Source organism: Pseudomonas sp. NKUCC02_KPG, assembly GCF_019345465.1.
Taxonomy (GTDB): Bacteria; Pseudomonadota; Gammaproteobacteria; order Pseudomonadales; family Pseudomonadaceae; genus Aquipseudomonas.
The window spans coordinates 49,280-66,013 of record NZ_JAHKRC010000001.1; the positions used below are offsets into that span (position 1 = coordinate 49,280).

At 58.8% G+C, this 16,734-nt stretch carries 19 protein-coding genes and 1 riboswitch; of the genes, 5 read left to right on the forward strand and 14 right to left on the reverse strand.

Annotation, left to right across the window (positions count from 1 at the left end; all coding sequences use genetic code 11):
• Nucleotides 1-119 precede the first annotated feature (119 nt).
• Together KO536_RS00235 and KO536_RS00240 are read left to right on the forward strand one after the other, a co-directional pair.
• Entirely contained in the window at nt 120-599 is a 480-nt protein-coding gene (locus KO536_RS00235) for a hypothetical protein (protein ID WP_219260709.1), read from the forward strand.
• Between the two features lie 146 nt (nt 600-745).
• Nucleotides 746-2,047, forward strand: coding sequence for an OmpP1/FadL family transporter (locus KO536_RS00240; protein ID WP_133075730.1), 1,302 nt, complete (start codon nt 746-748; stop codon nt 2,045-2,047).
• 86 nt (nt 2,048-2,133) lie between these two features.
• Here KO536_RS00240 and KO536_RS00245 read toward each other — a convergent pair whose 3' ends face one another.
• The 14 genes from KO536_RS00245 to cobO form a co-directional block, all read right to left on the reverse strand.
• Nucleotides 2,134-2,685: a glutathione peroxidase gene (locus KO536_RS00245; RefSeq protein ID WP_219260710.1), complete on the reverse strand. Its 552-nt coding sequence runs from the start codon at nt 2,683-2,685 to the stop codon at nt 2,134-2,136.
• Between the two features lie 54 nt (nt 2,686-2,739).
• The gene (locus KO536_RS24160) at nt 2,740-2,862 is read right to left on the reverse strand and encodes a hypothetical protein (protein ID WP_257622754.1); all 123 of its coding nucleotides are present in this window, start codon (nt 2,860-2,862) and stop codon (nt 2,740-2,742) included.
• The gene (locus KO536_RS00250) at nt 2,859-4,067 is read right to left on the reverse strand and encodes an MFS transporter (protein ID WP_133075732.1); all 1,209 of its coding nucleotides are present in this window, start codon (nt 4,065-4,067) and stop codon (nt 2,859-2,861) included. Before KO536_RS00250 ends, KO536_RS24160 begins: the two co-directional genes overlap by 4 nt.
• A 52-nt stretch (nt 4,068-4,119) precedes the next feature.
• Complete coding sequence (locus KO536_RS00255; protein WP_133075733.1) at nt 4,120-4,533, reverse strand: MarR family winged helix-turn-helix transcriptional regulator; 414 nt, start codon at nt 4,531-4,533, stop codon at nt 4,120-4,122.
• Nucleotides 4,534-4,611: 78 nt separating this feature from the next.
• Nucleotides 4,612-5,349 (reverse strand): adenosylcobinamide-GDP ribazoletransferase, encoded by a 738-nt coding sequence (locus KO536_RS00260; RefSeq protein ID WP_219260711.1) that lies wholly within the window; start codon nt 5,347-5,349, stop codon nt 4,612-4,614.
• Nucleotides 5,349-5,927, reverse strand: a complete 579-nt coding sequence (gene cobC, locus KO536_RS00265; protein ID WP_219260712.1) for an alpha-ribazole phosphatase family protein — start codon at nt 5,925-5,927, stop codon at nt 5,349-5,351. Before cobC ends, KO536_RS00260 begins: the two co-directional genes overlap by 1 nt.
• Nucleotides 5,924-6,979: a nicotinate-nucleotide--dimethylbenzimidazole phosphoribosyltransferase gene (gene cobT / locus KO536_RS00270; protein WP_219260713.1), complete on the reverse strand. Its 1,056-nt coding sequence runs from the start codon at nt 6,977-6,979 to the stop codon at nt 5,924-5,926. Before cobT ends, cobC begins: the two co-directional genes overlap by 4 nt.
• Nucleotides 6,976-7,497 carry a bifunctional adenosylcobinamide kinase/adenosylcobinamide-phosphate guanylyltransferase gene (gene cobU / locus KO536_RS00275; protein ID WP_219260715.1) on the reverse strand — a complete coding sequence of 174 codons (522 nt, stop codon included), beginning with the start codon at nt 7,495-7,497 and terminating at the stop codon, nt 6,976-6,978. Before cobU ends, cobT begins: the two co-directional genes overlap by 4 nt.
• Nucleotides 7,498-7,534: 37 nt before the next feature.
• A complete protein-coding gene (locus tag KO536_RS00280; protein ID WP_219260717.1) occupies nt 7,535-8,986 on the reverse strand; it encodes a cobyric acid synthase in 1,452 nt (483 codons plus the stop codon).
• On the reverse strand, nt 8,983-9,975 hold the full coding sequence (gene cobD / locus KO536_RS00285; protein ID WP_219260719.1) for a threonine-phosphate decarboxylase CobD: 993 nt from the start codon (nt 9,973-9,975) through the stop codon (nt 8,983-8,985). The genes KO536_RS00280 and cobD overlap by 4 nt, the downstream gene beginning before the upstream one ends.
• Nucleotides 9,968-10,876, reverse strand: a complete 909-nt coding sequence (gene cbiB, locus KO536_RS00290) for an adenosylcobinamide-phosphate synthase CbiB (protein ID WP_219260721.1) — start codon at nt 10,874-10,876, stop codon at nt 9,968-9,970. The genes cobD and cbiB overlap by 8 nt, the downstream gene beginning before the upstream one ends.
• Nucleotides 10,873-11,523 carry a 5,6-dimethylbenzimidazole synthase gene (gene bluB, locus KO536_RS00295; protein ID WP_133075741.1) on the reverse strand — a complete coding sequence of 217 codons (651 nt, stop codon included), beginning with the start codon at nt 11,521-11,523 and terminating at the stop codon, nt 10,873-10,875. The genes cbiB and bluB overlap by 4 nt, the downstream gene beginning before the upstream one ends.
• Nucleotides 11,520-12,833 (reverse strand): cobyrinate a,c-diamide synthase, encoded by a 1,314-nt coding sequence (locus tag KO536_RS00300; RefSeq protein ID WP_133075742.1) that lies wholly within the window; start codon nt 12,831-12,833, stop codon nt 11,520-11,522. The genes bluB and KO536_RS00300 overlap by 4 nt, the downstream gene beginning before the upstream one ends.
• A 10-nt stretch (nt 12,834-12,843) precedes the next feature.
• Nucleotides 12,844-13,455: a cob(I)yrinic acid a,c-diamide adenosyltransferase gene (cobO, locus tag KO536_RS00305; RefSeq protein WP_016779866.1), complete on the reverse strand. Its 612-nt coding sequence runs from the start codon at nt 13,453-13,455 to the stop codon at nt 12,844-12,846.
• A gap of 82 nt (nt 13,456-13,537) precedes the next feature.
• A riboswitch (cobalamin riboswitch) is annotated at nt 13,538-13,781 on the reverse strand.
• Between the two features lie 157 nt (nt 13,782-13,938).
• Between cobO and KO536_RS00310 the strand changes: the two genes are divergently transcribed.
• Genes KO536_RS00310 through KO536_RS00320 form a run of 3 tightly spaced genes read left to right on the forward strand, consistent with a single transcriptional unit; the run spans nt 13,939 to nt 16,563 of the window.
• Complete coding sequence (locus KO536_RS00310; protein WP_219260723.1) at nt 13,939-15,273, forward strand: aminotransferase class III-fold pyridoxal phosphate-dependent enzyme; 1,335 nt, start codon at nt 13,939-13,941, stop codon at nt 15,271-15,273.
• Complete coding sequence (locus KO536_RS00315; RefSeq protein WP_219260725.1) at nt 15,266-15,664, forward strand: thioesterase family protein; 399 nt, start codon at nt 15,266-15,268, stop codon at nt 15,662-15,664. The genes KO536_RS00310 and KO536_RS00315 overlap by 8 nt, the downstream gene beginning before the upstream one ends.
• Complete coding sequence (locus tag KO536_RS00320; protein WP_219260727.1) at nt 15,661-16,563, forward strand: DMT family transporter; 903 nt, start codon at nt 15,661-15,663, stop codon at nt 16,561-16,563. The genes KO536_RS00315 and KO536_RS00320 overlap by 4 nt, the downstream gene beginning before the upstream one ends.
• The last annotated feature ends 171 nt before the right edge of the window (nt 16,564-16,734 follow it).

Below are 16,734 nucleotides of genomic sequence, written 5' to 3' on the forward strand. Positions count from 1 at the left end.
AGCAAAGATATGACACTACACTTCAACTTGAGCGGTACGTTCCGCTTCCAGCGAACCCTTTCGATTCACAGCTGCCAAGCCATGGGGTATCGCTGGTCATTTCGGGCCTCGAGGACTTTATGGGTATCGCCGCCAGGGAGTTGAGCCATTACGTGATTCGACCAACGCTTCTGTATCTGGGGCAGGACAACCCGGATGCAGAAGCTTTGTTGCTGGGTATTGCAGCCAGCCAGTCAAATTTAGGCTCGGCCCTGCATGATCGTCATGGTCACGGGCTCTACTGCATACGCGAACCTCGCCATACCGCCCTGTGGGATCAGTACCTGGCCCACGACCCGGACCTGGCGAGCCTGGTACGTGGACTGGCCAGTCAGCATGCATTCCTGTGCAGCCCTCACCTGGAGCTCACGGTTAATTTGCGGTACGCCACAGCCATTGCCTGGCTGCTGATCGAACAGCAAAAAATAGCCATCCCCTCAGCAGATGACCTGCTGGGCATGGCAAGAATTTGGCGCCAAGCCTTTGAGCCACATGGACGTTTGCGAGATTTCGCCCATGCTTGGCGCACCTGCGTTACACCTCTCAACCAAGTGGCTTGAGATTTCCATCACTTGCAATAATCTGCAAAAAGCCTGAAACCGGTCGGATTGTCCTACAAAACATCGCTATCTTCTGCGATTTAGCCTATAGCGCTTCCACAAAAATGTTGGTAGTTTTCGTCCGGTGATCATAAGGAGTTCTAATAATGAAAAAAGTAATGCTCAAGACCACACTTGGCCTCGCTGTCACTTTGGCTTCCAGCCAGATTTTCGCTAGTGGCTTCGCACTTAACGAACAAAGCGTAAGCGGTATGGGGACCGGTTTCGCAGGTCGTTCATCTTCTGCCGACGATGCAAGTACCGTTTTTGGTAACCCTGCCGGTATGTCCCGCCTGAGCGGCCAGCAAGTGACTGGCGGTATCGCCGTGATCGACGCTTCGACCGACATCAAGGATGCCCGAGGCAGTATCTCCGGCACCAATAAAGGCGACATGGTTCCGTTCACTGCGGTGCCTATGGGCTTTTACACTAACAAGCTCAACGACGAGTGGGCTGTAGGCTTCGGTGTTTATGCACCTTTCGGTCTAGTAACAGACTATGAAAGCAGCTTCCAGGGCCGCGGCTTTGGCAGCAAAAGCGAAGTTAAGGTTGTTACCCTGCAACCAACCGTGAGCTATGCCTTCAATGATCGCGTGTCGATTGGTTTCGGTCCGACCATCAACCGCATCGCCGGTACGCTTGAGTCCGAAGTCAGACTGACCCCCAACCCACTGGCCGGGGCAGGCGACAGCAATGTAAAAATCAAGGGTGACGATACCGCGCTAGGTTTCAACGCCGGCATCCTGGTACAAGCCACTGATACCACGCGCGTTGGTTTGACTTATCATTCCAAGGTCAAATACAAACTCGAAGGTCACACTAACGTCACAGCCAGCAGCGACCCGTTCACTGCCGCCCGCCTGAAAAGCAACCGCTATGACGCCACACTGAAAATCGACACCCCTGAATCCTGGGATCTGTCGGTTACTCAAGAGATCAATGATGCGTGGAAGGTCTATGCAGGTAGTACATGGACTCGCTGGAGCCGCCTGAAAGACATCACCGTCCAGAACGAGGGCGTTACTGCTGCAGCCGGTGGTGGTGCAGCCCCAGCTCTTTTCTCCACGATTAAAGAAGAGCAAAACTGGCACGATACTTGGGCATACGCCATCGGTACCTCGTACCAGCTGAACAAGCAGTGGGTACTGCGTACTGGCCTGACCTGGGATCAGTCGCCTACCAACAATGAAAATCGCTCGCCTCGTATCCCTACCGGCGACCGTACGATTTTCAGCCTGGGCGCCGGTTATGCCGTCAATGACAACCTGAGCATTGACGTGGCTTACTCCTACCTCAAGGAAGAGTCGGTCAAGGTGGATGATGCCAAACCTCAGATCGGTAGCTACTACAGCTCCAAATATGAAAACAGCGCAAACGGCTTTGCAGTAGGCGCAACCTACAAGTTCTGATTCACTGCGAGGCCAACCGCCTCGCCCGCTGAATCAAAAAAATCCCCGCTCTCGTTACCGAGGCGGGGATTTTTAATGGGTGCGTTTCAGGGCTTTGAAGCAATCGCCTTATCGATCGCCTCTATCAATTCAGGGCTATCGGGCTTGGTCAGGCTGGAGAAGCTGGCAATCACATTGCCCTGACGATCAACCACGTATTTATAGAAGTTCCATTTTGGCGCGCTGCTCTGTTCTGCCAGCACCTTGAACAAGTGCGTCGCATCAGGCCCACGCACATGCTGCGGATCGATCATGGTGAAAGTCACACCGTAATTGACGTAACACACCTTGGCCGTCTCTTCGCCATCTTTGGATTCCTGCTTGAAGTCATCCGACGGCACACCAATCAACTCCAGCCCCTGGCCCTTGTAGCGCTGGTTCAGCGCCTCAAGCCCCTTGAACTGTGGCGCAAAGCCGCAAAAGCTCGCCGTATTGACGATCAACAGTGGTTTACCGGCAAAGCGCTGGCACAGATCAATCGATTCCTTGGCCCGCAATTTAGGCAGCGTGCCTTCCAGCAAGGGTGGACAGTCCGCCGCCCAAACCGTACCGGCGCAGGCTAACAGCAGTACAGGCATCGCAATCCAGCGCTTAAGCATCATCGGTGTCCTTGAAAAAGAGGCAGGCTCAGAACTTACTCACCCGAGACCACACTAGCAAGCGCCCATGCCCAACTGCATTAACGCCAATCCGCCTTGATGCCAGCCCCACCAGATCAGGGCCAGCAACAACACTCCAGTACTGGCTGCGCCGAGCCATATCCAGGTCGAATTCACCCCATACTCCCCTGCGCCTGCAAACGGGCCACCGGGCGCTCGCGCACCGGCCAGTTCAACGCCGCCGCCAACAGACTTAACAAGATCGAGACCTGCCAGATCAGATCGTAACTACCTGTCTGATCATAGACCACACCTCCCATCCAGCCGCCCAGGAATGCTCCGAGCTGATGGAACAGAAATACGATCCCGCCCAGCATCGACAAGTTACGCACACCAAACATGGTTGCCACCGTGCCATTGGTCAGCGGCACGGTCGACAGCCACAAAAAGCCCATGACCATGCCAAACAGATACGCACTGAACTGCGTCACTGGCGCCCACAGGAACAACCCGATCACCACCGCCCGGGCCAGGTACAAAGCCGTCAACAAACGGGGCTTGGACATGCGCCCGCCGAGCCAACCGGCGGTGTAGGTACCAAAAATATTGAACAGGCCAATCAGCGCCAGCACCGTCGTACCCACTGTCGCGGGGAGATGCTGATCCACCAGATATGCCGGCAAGTGGATGCCAATGAAGACCACCTGAAAGCCGCAGACAAAAAACCCGAACGCCAATAGCCAGAAGCCCGAGTGCGAACACGCCTCACGCAATGCGTCCTTGAGAGTTTGCTCCCCACCCAGATTGGGCAGCGGCCGATCCTTGAGCATGCTGACCAACGGCACAATCAGCGCCACCAGCACACCCAAGACCAACAGCGCGGTCGACCAGCCGAGCCAGCCAATCAGCCCCAAAGTGCCTGGCAACATCGCGAACTGACCAAAAGACCCCGCCGCACTGGCAATCCCCATGCCCATACTGCGTTTTTCTGCGGGCAAGGCGCGCCCGACGACACCCAGGATTACCGAGAACGAAGTACCGGACAGACCGATCCCGATCAGCAGCCCCGCGCTCAACGACAGTGACAGCGGCGAATCCGACAGCCCCATCAGCAGCAGCCCCACCGCATACAACACACCCCCGACGATTACCACCCTGGCCGCGCCAAAGCGGTCTGCCAGTGCCCCGGTAAAAGGCTGAGCCAGGCCCCAGATCAGGTTCTGCAAGGCAATGGCAAAGGCAAACACCTCACGCCCCCAGCCAAATTGCGCGCTCATGGGAGGCAGAAACAGCCCGAACCCATGCCTTACGCCCAAAGACAGGGCCAGGATAAGCGCACTGCCAAGAAGGACCCATCCACTGTTGCGCCACACCGATGTCATTGTTGTTCTCCGGGAGCGGGTATATACCCATTTATAATCGAGCGACTGAACTCTAGTCAGTGCCTGCCAACTCATCCAATAGCTGTAACAGTTGTGCGCGCTTGGCTTCACCCAAACGATCCATCAAGCGCTGCTGAGCGTCCTCCCAGGCAGGCAAGGCAGCCTTCAGGCACTCGTCCCCTGCCGGAGTCAGGCAAACCAGACGATTACGCTGATCAGCCCCCTCCATCAGTTTCAACAGACCAGCGCCCTCAAGCACCCGCACGTTACGCCCCAACGTACTGCGATCCAGCCCCATGGCTTCTGCCAGGCTGGAAATGCTGGGTTGATCGAGCCGCTTGAGATTACACAGCAAAGAATACTGGGCGACGTTGATCCCGAAGCCGTCGAGAGCGCCGTCGTAATGCCTGCTCACGCCACGCGCAGCACGTCGCAGATTGGTGCATAAACACTGAGTTGGTAACATTTTGTATGTATATACCCGCAATAAAACAGAATCAAGATTTATCTCGGAGCGATCAACCTTGGTGAAACTGGCAACTGGTCAAGCAACGATCAACGCCAGCCCCACCAGCACCAGCACTTCCAGCAACTCCAGCAGCGCACCGGCGGTATCGCCCGTGGTGCCCCCCAGACGGCGCATCACCACCCGGCGCAGCCATACAAACCCCGCTGTTGCCAGCACCAGGGCCCATAACCCGGCATACCCGGCCAACACCACACACCCCAGGGCACTGAGCCCCAACACCCACCATCCCGCCCTGCGTGGCAAATGATCGGCCAGCGCCTGACCCAATCCACCGGCCCGCACGTACGGGGTCGTCAGGAATACGGCCAGCAAAGCGCTGCGCCCGATCAACGGCGCGACCAGAAGCACCGCGCTGTTTTGCTGCTCAATCAGTGCGAGCAGCGCGCAGAACTTGAGCAACAGCACCAATACCAGCGTCACCACCGCGATCGGTCCGCTGCGGGGGTCTTTCATGATGGTCAGGGTGCGCTCGTGGTCGCCAAAGCCCCCCAGCCAGGCATCTGCACTGTCAGCCAGGCCATCCAGATGCAGCCCGCCACTGAGCAACACCCATACCGTCAGCAGCAACGCCGCGTGCAACATCAGCGGTGCACCGGCCAGCAGCGCACTCAGGCCCCACAACAGCCCGCCAAACAGCAAACCCACCAGCGGATAAAACAGCAGGGAACGCCCCAGTTCCTGAGGCTGCGGCATACCCGGCAATCGAATCGGCAAGCTGCTTAAAAACTGCAATGCAATCCAGAAAGGCAGCATCACCTGTTGGCCTCGGTGAGCTGCCCATCGGCGTCGACCTGCAGCCCGAACAGTGCGCCGTGGATCACCGGCACTTGCAGTAACTGCTCGCGAGGCAAGCCACGGGCCTGAGCCAGCAGCAATTTCATCACCCCGCCATGGCATACCACCAGCACCCGCTGCCCTGCGAAGTCCTGCTGCAAACGGCTGACGGCTGACAACACCCGCGCCGAGAACTCAAGCACTGGCTCACCGTCGGGTGGGGTAAAGGCGTAGGGGTCGGCCCAGAACAAGCCCAAGGCCTGCTCATCAACCTCCATCAGCGCTGCCGCGCTCTGCCCTTCCCACGCACCAAAATGAAGTTCCTGCAGATCCTTGTCCATAGACACCGGAAGATCGAGCTGCTCACTCAGTTCTCGGGCAAACAATGCGCAACGTTGCAACGGTGAGCTGACGATGCGATCCCACGGCCCCTGGCCTTTCACGGCATCACGCATTTGCGCCCAGCCCAGCGCCGTCAAGGCATCGTCGATGCTGCCGCGCAAACCGCCACCCAGCTCAGTCTCGCCGTGACGCAGCAAATCGAGCTGCACGGTCATGCCGGACGATCTGCCACGGCGGCTTCGGCAAAGGTCGCCATCTGCCCGTGCAGATCACACGCCAGACGCATCAACGGCACCGCCAACGCAGCACCGCTGCCCTCGCCCAGACGCAGGCCCAGGTCCAGCAACGGCTCGGCCTGCAAGCTTTCCAACACATGGCGATGACCCTGCTCAGCTCCGCGATGACTGAAGATCAGCCACGCGCGGCAGTCAGGATTCATACGCACCGCGACCATGGCCGCCACCGTGCAGATAAAGCCATCCACCACCGCCACCACGCCTTCCTGTGCGCAGGCCACATAGGCGCCGACCAAGGCGGCAATTTCAAAGCCACCCAGGCGAAACAGTGTCTGCAATGGATCGTCGAGGTGACCGGCATGCAACGCCAGTGCACGGTCAATCACCCCCGCCTTGTGGCTGACACCGGCTGCATCCAGACCAGTGCCTGGCCCGGTCAATTGCGAGGCAGGGCAATCCAGCAGCGCACTGGCCACGGCACTGGCAGACGCCGTGTTGCCAATGCCCATTTCACCGCCGATAAACACCTCGCTGCCCGCCGCCTGCGCCCGCAACACGCTGTCGCGCCCGGCCTGCAGGGCTTTCAGACCCTGAGCGTCGGACATCGCAGGGCCCGTCGCAAAATTGGTTGTACCCGCACCCAACTGCAAGTGCCGTACCCCCGCCAGATCCAGCATCGGCGTCACCGTGCCCAGGTCCACCACATCCAGCTGCGCGCCCAATTGGCGGGCCAACACGCTGATTGCCGCCCCCCCACTGACAAAGTTGTGCAGCATTTGCCCGGTGACCGCTTGCGGATAGGCCGACACACCTTCGGCGACCACACCGTGATCACCTGCAAAAATCCCGATCCACAACTGATCGACACGGGGTTTGAGCCGCCCTTGCAAACCGGCCAGTTGCACCGCCAGGGCCTCAAGCTGGCCCAGGGAGCCTGCGGGTTTGGTCAGTTGCTGCTGACGCTCGGCCGCGGCCGCTTGCATGTCACGGTCAACGGGCTTGCAGGGGTTCAGCCACCAAGGGGTGCTCATAGTGCAGTTCCTTTCAACGTCAGGGGCAGGCCCGCCACTGTCAGCACGACTCGCTGACAGCGCTCGGCCAGGGCTTGATGCAACCAACCGGCTTCATCGACATAGCGGCGAGTCAATTCGCCCAGCGGCACGACACCCATTCCGGTTTCGTTGCTGACAAACACAATTTCGCCCGGCAAATCAGCCAGGCATTCCAGCAGCGCATCGCGCTCGGTATTCAGGCGCTGCAGGTCTTCAAGCATCAGCAGGTTGGTCAGCCACAGGGTCAGGCAGTCCACCAACAGGCAAGTATCGGCGCGAGCGTTTTCACGCAGCACGCGGGCCAGTTCAATCGGCTCTTCGATAAGCGCCCAATGTTCTGGACGGCGTTCGCGATGATGGCGCACGCGCTCGTTCATCTCACCGTCCAGCGGCTGACTGGTGGCTATGTAGGTGACGGCACAGCCGGACTCGGCCGCCAGCTTTTCAGCCAGACGACTTTTACCCGAGCGGGCACCGCCCAGAATCAGTTGCAGCATGGTGTTAAACCTCTAGCGGCCATTGACGCCATGAATCTCAAATCCCGCACAACGCTCGCAGGCAGGCGGTATCCAGATGGTTTTCCACCAGATCCGCCAGCCGCTCGATATCCCGTTCGCGAAGAGCGTGGTAGTCCACTTCTTGCACATCCTGCAAACCGGCCCAACGCAGCAACGCGCTGCAAGCCGCAGGCGACTCGAACACACCATGCAGGTAGGTGCCGAGAATTTGCCCGTCCGCACTTTGCGCGCCATCACAGCGCCCGTCATCCAGGTGCACCACAGGCTGCTCCAGAGCCGCCCCCGTGGTTACGCCCGCGTGGATTTCGTAGCCGCTGACTGGCGCGTTTTCCAGGACCAGATGTCCGCGCACATTGCGCAGCTGTTTCTCGGCTGCAAGCTCGGTGCTAAACGCCAGCAAGCCCAATCCGGCACTGGAACCCGCTGCGCCTTCAAGGCCCAGCGGGTCGTGAACCTGCTCGCCGAGCATCTGCAAGCCGCCGCAAATCCCCAGCAGCTTTCCGCCGTAACGCAGATGCCGGCTGATGGCCCCTTCCCAGCCATTGGTACGCAAGTACGCCAGGTCGCTGCGCACGCTCTTGGAGCCCGGCAGGATGATCAAGTCTGCAGGAGGAATCGGTTGCCCCGGCCCCACAAATTGCAGGTCAACTTGCGGATGCAGGCGCAGCGGGTCGAAGTCGGTGTGATTACTGATACGCGGCAGTACCGGCACCACCACTTTGAGCACTTGCTCGACCTTGTCGGTCTGACGCTGATCGATGCCGTCCTCGGCCTCAAGATGCAGGTCCATCACATAGGGCAACACGCCGATCACCGGTTTGCCGGTACGCTGCTCCAGCCAGTCGAGGCCAGGCTGTAGCAAGGCGATATCACCGCGAAAGCGGTTGATGATGAAACCCTTGACCCGTGCCTGCTCGGTCTCGGACAGCAACTCCAGGGTACCGACCAGATGGGCAAACACCCCGCCGCGATTGATATCGGCAATCAACACCACCGGGCAGTCAACCGCTTCGGCAAAGCCCATGTTGGCAATATCACCGGCCCGCAGATTGATCTCGGCAGGCGAGCCCGCACCCTCGACCATCACCACCGGATACGCGGCACTCAAACGCTGATGGGAGGCCAATACCGCTTGCATGGCAATGGCCTTGTAGTCGTGATACGCCACCGCATTCATGCTGGTGACGGCACGACCATGAATGATCACTTGGGCACCGGTGTCGCTATTGGGCTTGAGCAGCACCGGATTCATGTCCGTGTGCGGCGCCAATCCGGCGGCCTGGGCCTGCACCGCCTGAGCGCGGCCAATCTCGCCACCCTCGGCAGTCACCGCACTGTTGAGCGCCATGTTCTGTGGCTTGAACGGCACCACCGCTACACCCTGGCGGGTCAGCCAGCGACACAGGGCCGTCACCAGCGTGCTTTTGCCAGCATCGGAAGTGGTGCCCTGCACCATCAACGTACTCATGTGGTTTCCTTGGTGTACGCCGTCAGCGCCAGCTCGAGCCGCTGCCAGTCAGCCTCATCGGCGGGCAGGCCAAAACGCACGCTGCTGTTGTGGGCAAACAGGCGCAGCAAAATGCCGCGGTGCGCCATGAATTCGTAAAGGCGGTCGGCGTGGGGCGTGATCAACCACTGGAACAACGCGCAGCCGCCCTGGGGCGGCAAATCATGCAGCCCCAGCAATCGCTCCAGCCGCCCGCTGGCCAGTTCACTGCGCTCGCGCTGGCGAGCATGGCCTTCGGTGTCCAGCAGGCAGGCCTGGCCGACAATACGTGTCGGTCCGCTCACCGCCCAGGGCCCGACTTGCTCGGCCAGCAACTTGAGCAATTTTTGCTCGGCCAGCACAAAACCCAGCCGCACCCCGGCCAGACCAAAAAACTTGCCGAATGAACGCAACACGATCAACCCGGTACGCTGGGTGTGCCCGGCCAGGCCGAACGCGGGTGTGTTGTCCATGAAGGCTTCGTCCACCACCAGCCAGCCACCGCGTTGCACAAGCCGCGCATGCCATTCAAGCAGACGCTCTGGCGTGTGCCTAACCCCGGTAGGGTTGTTGGGGTTGACCACCACCAGCACATCCAGGGTGTCGAGGTAGAAATCGACTTCCTGCTCCATGATTTCACGCACGATGTGCCCGCTTTGCCTCCAGGCATGCGCATGCTCGGCGTAACACGGCGACAGCACACCGACCTTGCCACTGCGGCGCAGGCGCGGCAGCAACTGGATTGCGCACTGCGAGCCCGGGACCGGCAACACACTCAATGCGCCGTAATAGGCGCAGGCAGCTTGCTCAAGGCCATCGTCGGTTTCAGGCAAACGCGCCCAGACACGCTCGGGTATCTGCGGGATATCAAAAGGCCAGGGCGCAAGGCCAGTGGACAAATCCAGCCAGTCAGCCTCGTCAATGCCGTAGTGCAACGCCGCTTTGCGTAAACGCCCGCCGTGTTCAAGCATAGAATTCACTCCACGCACACAGAATCAATAGCCACAGCCATACGCCACGTTGCACCAGTTGCCAGCCACGACCAATCGAGTCCGCATCCGCTGGAACGCCTTCGCCCAATTGCGCACGCTCATGCAGTTCGCCGTGATAAATCGCCGGCCCACCCAGTTCCACACCCAGGGCCCCTGCGCCTGCGGCCATGACCGGGCCTGCGTTGGGACTGTCCCACTGAGGTGCCTGCTTGCGCCAGCATTTCAAGGCCAGTCGGGTTTTACCCAATACGGCGTAGGTCAACGCAACCAGCCTTGCCGGAATATAGTTAAGAACATCGTCGATACGGGCAGCAGCCCAGCCAAAGCGCTCAAAGCGTTCGTTGCGATAGCCCCACATCGCGTCCAGCGTATTGCTCAAACGATAGAGCACCACGCCCGGCGCTCCCGCCACGACAAACCAGAAAATAGTGGCAAAGACAGCATCACTGCCGTTTTCCAGCACAGATTCAGTGGCCGCACGGGCAACTTCAGTGGGGTCCAGCTCGCTGGTTTGGCGACTGACCAGATAGCCGACCCGGGTCCGTGCCTCTTCCAGATCGTTGGCACGCAATGCCTCGGCAACCGGCTGCACGTGCTCACCGAGACTGCGCATGCCCAGCGCACAATACAGCGCCAGAATTTCCACCAGCCAGCCGATATACGGCAGCCATGAAAGCGCCGTTGCAAGGATCGTCAGCGGCAACACTGCCAGCACCCAGGCCGTCACACCATGACTGCGCCAGCCACGTCCGCCGGAATTGAACCGCTGTTCGATACGCTCGGCCATTCGGCCAAACGCAACCAGCGGATGCCAGCGCTTGGGCTCGCCAAACAGCGCATCCAGCGCCACTCCGGCGACGCACAACAACGCCACACTCATGGACTCACTCCCCAATAATTCTCATACACCAGTTCACTCAGTGGGCGTGCTTGCGCCCACCCTTCCAGCACCAGCATGGGCGCGGGATAAAAAGCCTCGACCGGGCCCAGGCACAACACTGCCAGAGGTTTGGCTCCCGGGGGCAACCCCAGCAAGCTCGCCAGCGCCTCAGGCTCGAACAACGACACCCACCCCATGCCCAAGCCTTCTACACGTGCTGCCAGCCACAGGTTTTGAATGGCACACGACAACGACGCCATGTCCATTTCCGGCAGGGTACGTCGACCAAAAATATGCTTTTCACGGTCATCCATCAACGCCGCCACCAGCACCTCGGCACAGTCCTGGATGCCTTCAACCTTGAGCGTCATGAATTCATCGGAGCGCTGGCCCAGCGCCTCGGCGGTCCGTACCCGCTCGGCCTCGACCAGGCCCTGAATCCTGCCTCGCAGTTCCCGGTCAGTGATGCGGATAAACCGCCACGGCTGCATCAGCCCCACACTCGGGGCCTGATGCGCCGCCTCAAGCAAACGCGACAACAGTTCAGGTGCCACACTGCCACCGCTGAAGTGCCGCATATCGCGGCGCTCGGCGATGGCGCGGTACACCGCTGCGCGTTCTTCAGGACTAAAGGCGTTATCGGTCATGGCGCCGTCACAGCGCACGGCGCAAACAGCGCAGCAATCGCCTGAGGATTGGACGGAAAGTAGAAGTGCACGTAAGAAGCGGTCATCCGCCCTTCGCGATACACCGCTTCGGCACCGCGCCCGCCATTGGGGCTCAGGCCACGGGCAACAGGTTCAAGCTCAGTGCTGGTCAGCGAGTGATGGTAAGTGTGACCACGCAGCAGCCCCTCGGGCATGTCCACCGATTGCAATGCCAACGCGGCCAGACGCTTTTGCATCGTCGCCTCCCCCGTCAGCAAACCCACCAGCTCGGCACGCTGACCGTCGACATCGGTCAAGGCGTCGAGCAGATAAAGCATGCCGCCACATTCGGCCAGCAACGGTTTACCGGCTGCGTGATGGGCGCGAATCGCCTCCAGCATCGGTGTATTGCGCGACAGCTCAAGGTGATGCAACTCGGGATAACCGCCCGGCAAATAAAGGCTGTCAGCTTCTGGCAGGCGGACATCGCGAATCGGCGAGAAAAACACCAGCTCGGCTCCCATCGCCCGCAGCAGATCCAGACTCGCACCATAGGTGAAGGCAAAGGCTTCATCCCGGGCCACGGCAATCCGAACCCCGGCCAACAATGGCTCGACCAGCACAGGCTCGGGCGCTGCAAATTCAACGGCGGGTGGCAGCGCTACCTCACAGGTGCTGGCCAGGGCATTGGCTGCCGCGTCGAGACGCGCATCCAGGTCGTTCAGCTCACTCGCCTGAACCAGCCCCAAGTGTCGACTCGGCAACTCGATCCCGGTCTCGCGAGACAACGCGCCGTACCAGCGCAGGCCTTCGGTCAGGCTGCCTTCGAGCAACTGTGCATGACGCACTGTGCCAACCCGGTTGGCCAGCACCCCGGCAAACGGGAGGTCCGGTTGATAGCGGGCCAGGCCCAGGGCCAGCGCACCAAAGGTCTGGGCCATTGCGGTGCCATCAATCACACCCAGCACCGGGACGCCAAAATGGCGCGCCAGGTCGGCGCTGGAAGGTGTACCGTCGAACAGACCCATCACGCCTTCGATCAGGATCAGGTCCGCTTCACCAGCGGCTTCCCACAGCAGGCGGCGACTTTCATCCGCGCCCACCATCCACAAATCCACCTGATAAACCGGCGCACCGCTGGCGCGCTCCAGAATCATCGGGTCCAGAAAATCCGGTCCACATTTAAACACCCGCACCTTGCGCCCCTGATTGCGATGCAATCGGGCCAAGGCGGCGGTAACGGTGGTCTTGCCCTGACCGGAGGCCGGTGCGGCGATCAACACCGCCGGGCAATGACGCGACTCTCTCATGCTTGAACACTCACAATTCGATGCCTTTCTGGGCTTTGATCCCGGCCTGGAATGCGTGTTTGACCACACCCATTTCAGTCACGGTGTCGGCCAGGTCTATCAGTTCAGGTTTGGCGCCACGCCCGGTGACCAGCACATGCTGCATTGGCGGACGGGCTTGCAGGTCGGCGAGCACCTGCTCAAGGTCCAGGTAGCCGTGTTTGAGCGCGATGTTCAGCTCATCCAGTACAACCAGCCCGATGGACGGGTCACGCAGCATCTCGCGGGATACTTCCCAGGCGGCTTCGGCGGCCGCGATATCGCGTTGGCGATCCTGGGTTTCCCAAGTAAAGCCTTCACCCATCACGTGATAACGCACCTGCTCGGGGAAGCGGCGGAAGAAGATCTCCTCGCCGGTGCTGTTGCGACCTTTGATGAACTGCACCACGCCGCACTGCATGCCGTGGCCCATGGCCCGTGCCAGCATGCCAAAAGCGGAACTGCTCTTGCCTTTGCCATTGCCGGTCAACACCAGCAGTAGCCCGCACTCATTGGGCGAGCTGGCAATGCGCTCATCCATGACGGCTTTTTTACGCAGCATGCGCGCCTGATGACGTTCGTCGCGTTCGGGGGATTCGTTCATGGCAGCTCTCCGTTGGGGCTCAATGATGCAAACGGGAGGCGGGGGGGGAATTCATAAAAAACACACTGCATCGCCCGCCGCGAGAGTGGTGGATGGATCAGGCCGGTCTCCGGGCTCACAAGCGGACGGCCCTGTACAGAGCGCCCTTGTCCACGCGCCTTCCCGTGAGCAATCACAGTGGCAGTTGGCGTGGCATTGACTCGTTTACCGTTGCGGGGGCAGCGCCGGGATCATGGCGGTTGTGCAGGACAAACACGCCCTCACCGGCTTCCCTGTTTCACTCGACCAACGTTACGTTGCCGAGCACCTGAAACAAGCCGCGAAGGTTAGAGGGTTGGGGGGGGAGCGTCAATTAAAGCCCGTCAGTGTTCACGCCAAAAAGCGCGATGATTACTTCCAATCATCCCACAAGAAAAACTCATTTTACGGCGAGACACGGCCGTGAATACTCCATAGACCCAATAATAAAAACAGGTTAAGGCCATGCACCTGATAAAACCTGATGTGCGCCGTGTGTTGCCGATGGCAAGTCGTGGCGAAGGCTGTGTGATTTATACCGATGACGGCAGACGAATACTTGATGCCTGTTCAGGAGCCATCTCCTGCTCTCTTGGTTACGGCCACCCCCATATCATCGACAAAATGCTCGTACAGGCACAGCAACTGAGCGCGACCTATCGCACACAGTTTCTCAACGTCCAGGCAGAGCAACTTGCCGCCCGCCTGTGCGATAAACTGGGCTATGGCGGTGCTTTCTTGGTCAACAGCGGCTCAGAAGCCGTGGAAACCGCGTGTCGCATGGCAGTTCAATACTGGGATGAAAAAGGGCTGGGGCAAAAAAAGCATATTTTGAGCAGGACTATCAGTTATCACGGCTCAACAAAAGCGACTCTGTCTCTTTCCGGCCACTGGCCTCGCCGCCGGGGTGTTTGCAGCCCGGCAGAGCGTCCTACACTGCCAACGCCTTATTGCTATCGATGCCCCTATGGCAAAACGCCTGACACCTGCCAACTCGCCTGCGCCCATGCTCTGCAAACCCAACTGGGCGAAGTAGGCAGCGACCATATTGCAGCGGTGCTGATAGAGCCCATCACTGGTGCTTCCGGTGCGGCCATTGTCCCCCCTACGGGCTACCTCGAAGCAATTCGCGCAATCTGCAACCGCCACAACATCCTGCTGATTGCCGATGAAGTACTCACAGCAATGGGTAGAACGGGTAAATGGCTGGCCATTGAACATGGCAACGTCCAGGCCGATATCTGCATTGTGGGCAAAGGCTTGAATGCAGGTTACTTCCCGATTTGCGGCGTACTCGTTTGCCCCGCCATCAAAGAGGCCATTGAATCGGGCTCCGGCATTTTCTCCCATGGCCATACCCACTCAAACCATCCCATTGGTGCGGCAGTGGCCAACGCGGTACTGGATGTCATTGAGAACGAGGCGTTAGTGACGTTATCCGCAGAGCGCGAATTGATCATTGAGCCGCATTTGCGCAACTACTTGGCTAACTCCCCCTTGATAGCCGACATACGTGGCAAGGGTATGTTCTGGGGCATGGAAATTGTCAAAGAGAAAACCGGGAAGAAGACCTTTGAGAAAACGTCGGCAATCGCACAAAGGCTCGTGAACCATGCATTTTCAAAAGGGCTGAACCTCTATCCCAGTAGCGGATTCGCAGCCTCCGAACACGGTGATGCATTGATATTTGCGGCCCCGCTCAATACCCCCGCGGATGCCCTGGATGAAATGTTGTCATTATTGAATGAGGTCGTTTACAGCGCTCCTGACGTTTTAAAAAAGGCGTCGGTCTATGCCTGACCTGATCGGAAAATCCGGTGTCATTGTGCATACCGTGTTGCCAACAGATCTGGCCTCGCATTGGAAAAATGACACGCCAGTATTGGCTACGCCCATTCTCTTGTGGCTGGCAGAACTGGCTGCAATGAAAGCTCTGGAGGGGCTTATCGACCCTGCCTGCATGACCCTGGGCACAGCACACAACAACAGGCACCTGGCCCCGACCCCGGAGGGTTTCACTGTGCACATCTGCGCCACAGTCGTAAGCGCCACGACAAAACGCATCGTGTTTGATATTCAGGCCACAGATGGCACTGAATCCATTTTGGAGGGCACACACACGAGGGCGATTGTTGATCGCACTTTTTTTGAAAAACGTATCTGTAACAAGATTGCCGGGAGACATACATGAGGGGCACCTATGCACTGCCCGAGAAAGGCTCACTGATCATAGTATTGGTGACGGGGGCTTCTTTATTGGGCATCGCACCGGTGACCGTCAAAGCCCTGCCCTTTGACGCTGAGGTTTCTGCATTTTACCGAGTGCTTCTGGCAATACCGTTCATGGCAATGCTTTGCTTTTTCAAACATGGAAAAACCTCGCTGCGCCCCAAGGACAAACGCTTTGGTTGGTTGATCCTGTTGGCGATAGTATTTTTCTCCGCTGACCTGACTGTCATGCACTTCGCCATCCGGCGCACAGACGTGGCTATTGCAACACTGCTGACTAACTGCGCCCCCTTCTACATCGTACTGATGGGATTGGCCGGCATTGTTGAAAAGCCCAAGTTGCAGGAGGTGGGATGCTTGTTGTTGGCCATGAGCGGCATGTATGTACTTTGCCTGATGGACAAACCCGTCAACCGCGACTATTGGGGAGAGGCACTGTCCTTGCTGGCCGCGTTTTTTTACGCGGCCTACATCGTAACCATCAAAAAAGTACGCGTTTATAACTGCCCATCGTCCGTAATCATGCTGTCTATCACCACGGGGTGCAGCCTGATTTTGCTGCCCGCATTCATTTTGTCAGGTGCTCCCTGGCCTTCGACATTGAGCACTTGGGGCTTGCTGTTGACTCTGGTTCTATGCGGGCAGGTCTTTGGTCAACTGCTTGTCGCTGTCTCGCTAAAAGGGCTGTCCGCCTCTTTCAGTTCAATTGTGTTGCTCCTGCAGCCGATCATCGCGACTGTACTTTCATGGTCATTTCTTAATGAAACGCTAACGGCCGTTGAATTGACAGGCATGACAATCGTTCTTTTGGCTATTTTTACAAGCTCGTTAAACCTGAGCAGGCAACGCACAAGGCCTTGAGTCGAACTGCACTGATAGCCTCAACGGCTATCAGCAGTGCTCTGCTCCCGTGATTTAGCCTGCAAGTTGACCTTATAAACGAGACGAGAAGCGCCCTACACTGGAAGCAGACAGCACTTACTTGCGCGCTAATCTTTCTTTACAAAAAATAGGAACTCATCTTCCAACAGT

Bases quoted from the DNA above. Each gene is read 5' to 3' on its own strand.
- KO536_RS00235 (WP_219260709.1), top strand. From the start codon at position 120: ATGGGTATCGCCGCCAGGGAGTTGAGCCATTACGTGATTCGACCAACG.
- KO536_RS00240 (WP_133075730.1), top strand. From the start codon at position 746: ATGAAAAAAGTAATGCTCAAGACCACACTTGGCCTCGCTGTCACTTTG.
- KO536_RS00245 (WP_219260710.1), bottom strand. From the start codon at position 2,685: ATGCTTAAGCGCTGGATTGCGATGCCTGTACTGCTGTTAGCCTGCGCC.
- KO536_RS00250 (WP_133075732.1), bottom strand. From the start codon at position 4,067: ATGACATCGGTGTGGCGCAACAGTGGATGGGTCCTTCTTGGCAGTGCG.
- KO536_RS00255 (WP_133075733.1), bottom strand. From the start codon at position 4,533: ATGTTACCAACTCAGTGTTTATGCACCAATCTGCGACGTGCTGCGCGT.
- KO536_RS00260 (WP_219260711.1), bottom strand. From the start codon at position 5,349: ATGCTGCCTTTCTGGATTGCATTGCAGTTTTTAAGCAGCTTGCCGATT.
- cobC (WP_219260712.1), bottom strand. From the start codon at position 5,927: ATGACCGTGCAGCTCGATTTGCTGCGTCACGGCGAGACTGAGCTGGGT.
- cobT (WP_219260713.1), bottom strand. From the start codon at position 6,979: ATGAGCACCCCTTGGTGGCTGAACCCCTGCAAGCCCGTTGACCGTGAC.
- cobU (WP_219260715.1), bottom strand. From the start codon at position 7,497: ATGCTGCAACTGATTCTGGGCGGTGCCCGCTCGGGTAAAAGTCGTCTG.
- KO536_RS00280 (WP_219260717.1), bottom strand. From the start codon at position 8,986: ATGAGTACGTTGATGGTGCAGGGCACCACTTCCGATGCTGGCAAAAGC.
- cobD (WP_219260719.1), bottom strand. From the start codon at position 9,975: ATGCTTGAACACGGCGGGCGTTTACGCAAAGCGGCGTTGCACTACGGC.
- cbiB (WP_219260721.1), bottom strand. From the start codon at position 10,876: ATGAGTGTGGCGTTGTTGTGCGTCGCCGGAGTGGCGCTGGATGCGCTG.
- bluB (WP_133075741.1), bottom strand. From the start codon at position 11,523: ATGACCGATAACGCCTTTAGTCCTGAAGAACGCGCAGCGGTGTACCGC.
- KO536_RS00300 (WP_133075742.1), bottom strand. From the start codon at position 12,833: ATGAGAGAGTCGCGTCATTGCCCGGCGGTGTTGATCGCCGCACCGGCC.
- cobO (WP_016779866.1), bottom strand. From the start codon at position 13,455: ATGAACGAATCCCCCGAACGCGACGAACGTCATCAGGCGCGCATGCTG.
- KO536_RS00310 (WP_219260723.1), top strand. From the start codon at position 13,939: ATGCACCTGATAAAACCTGATGTGCGCCGTGTGTTGCCGATGGCAAGT.
- KO536_RS00315 (WP_219260725.1), top strand. From the start codon at position 15,266: ATGCCTGACCTGATCGGAAAATCCGGTGTCATTGTGCATACCGTGTTG.
- KO536_RS00320 (WP_219260727.1), top strand. From the start codon at position 15,661: ATGAGGGGCACCTATGCACTGCCCGAGAAAGGCTCACTGATCATAGTA.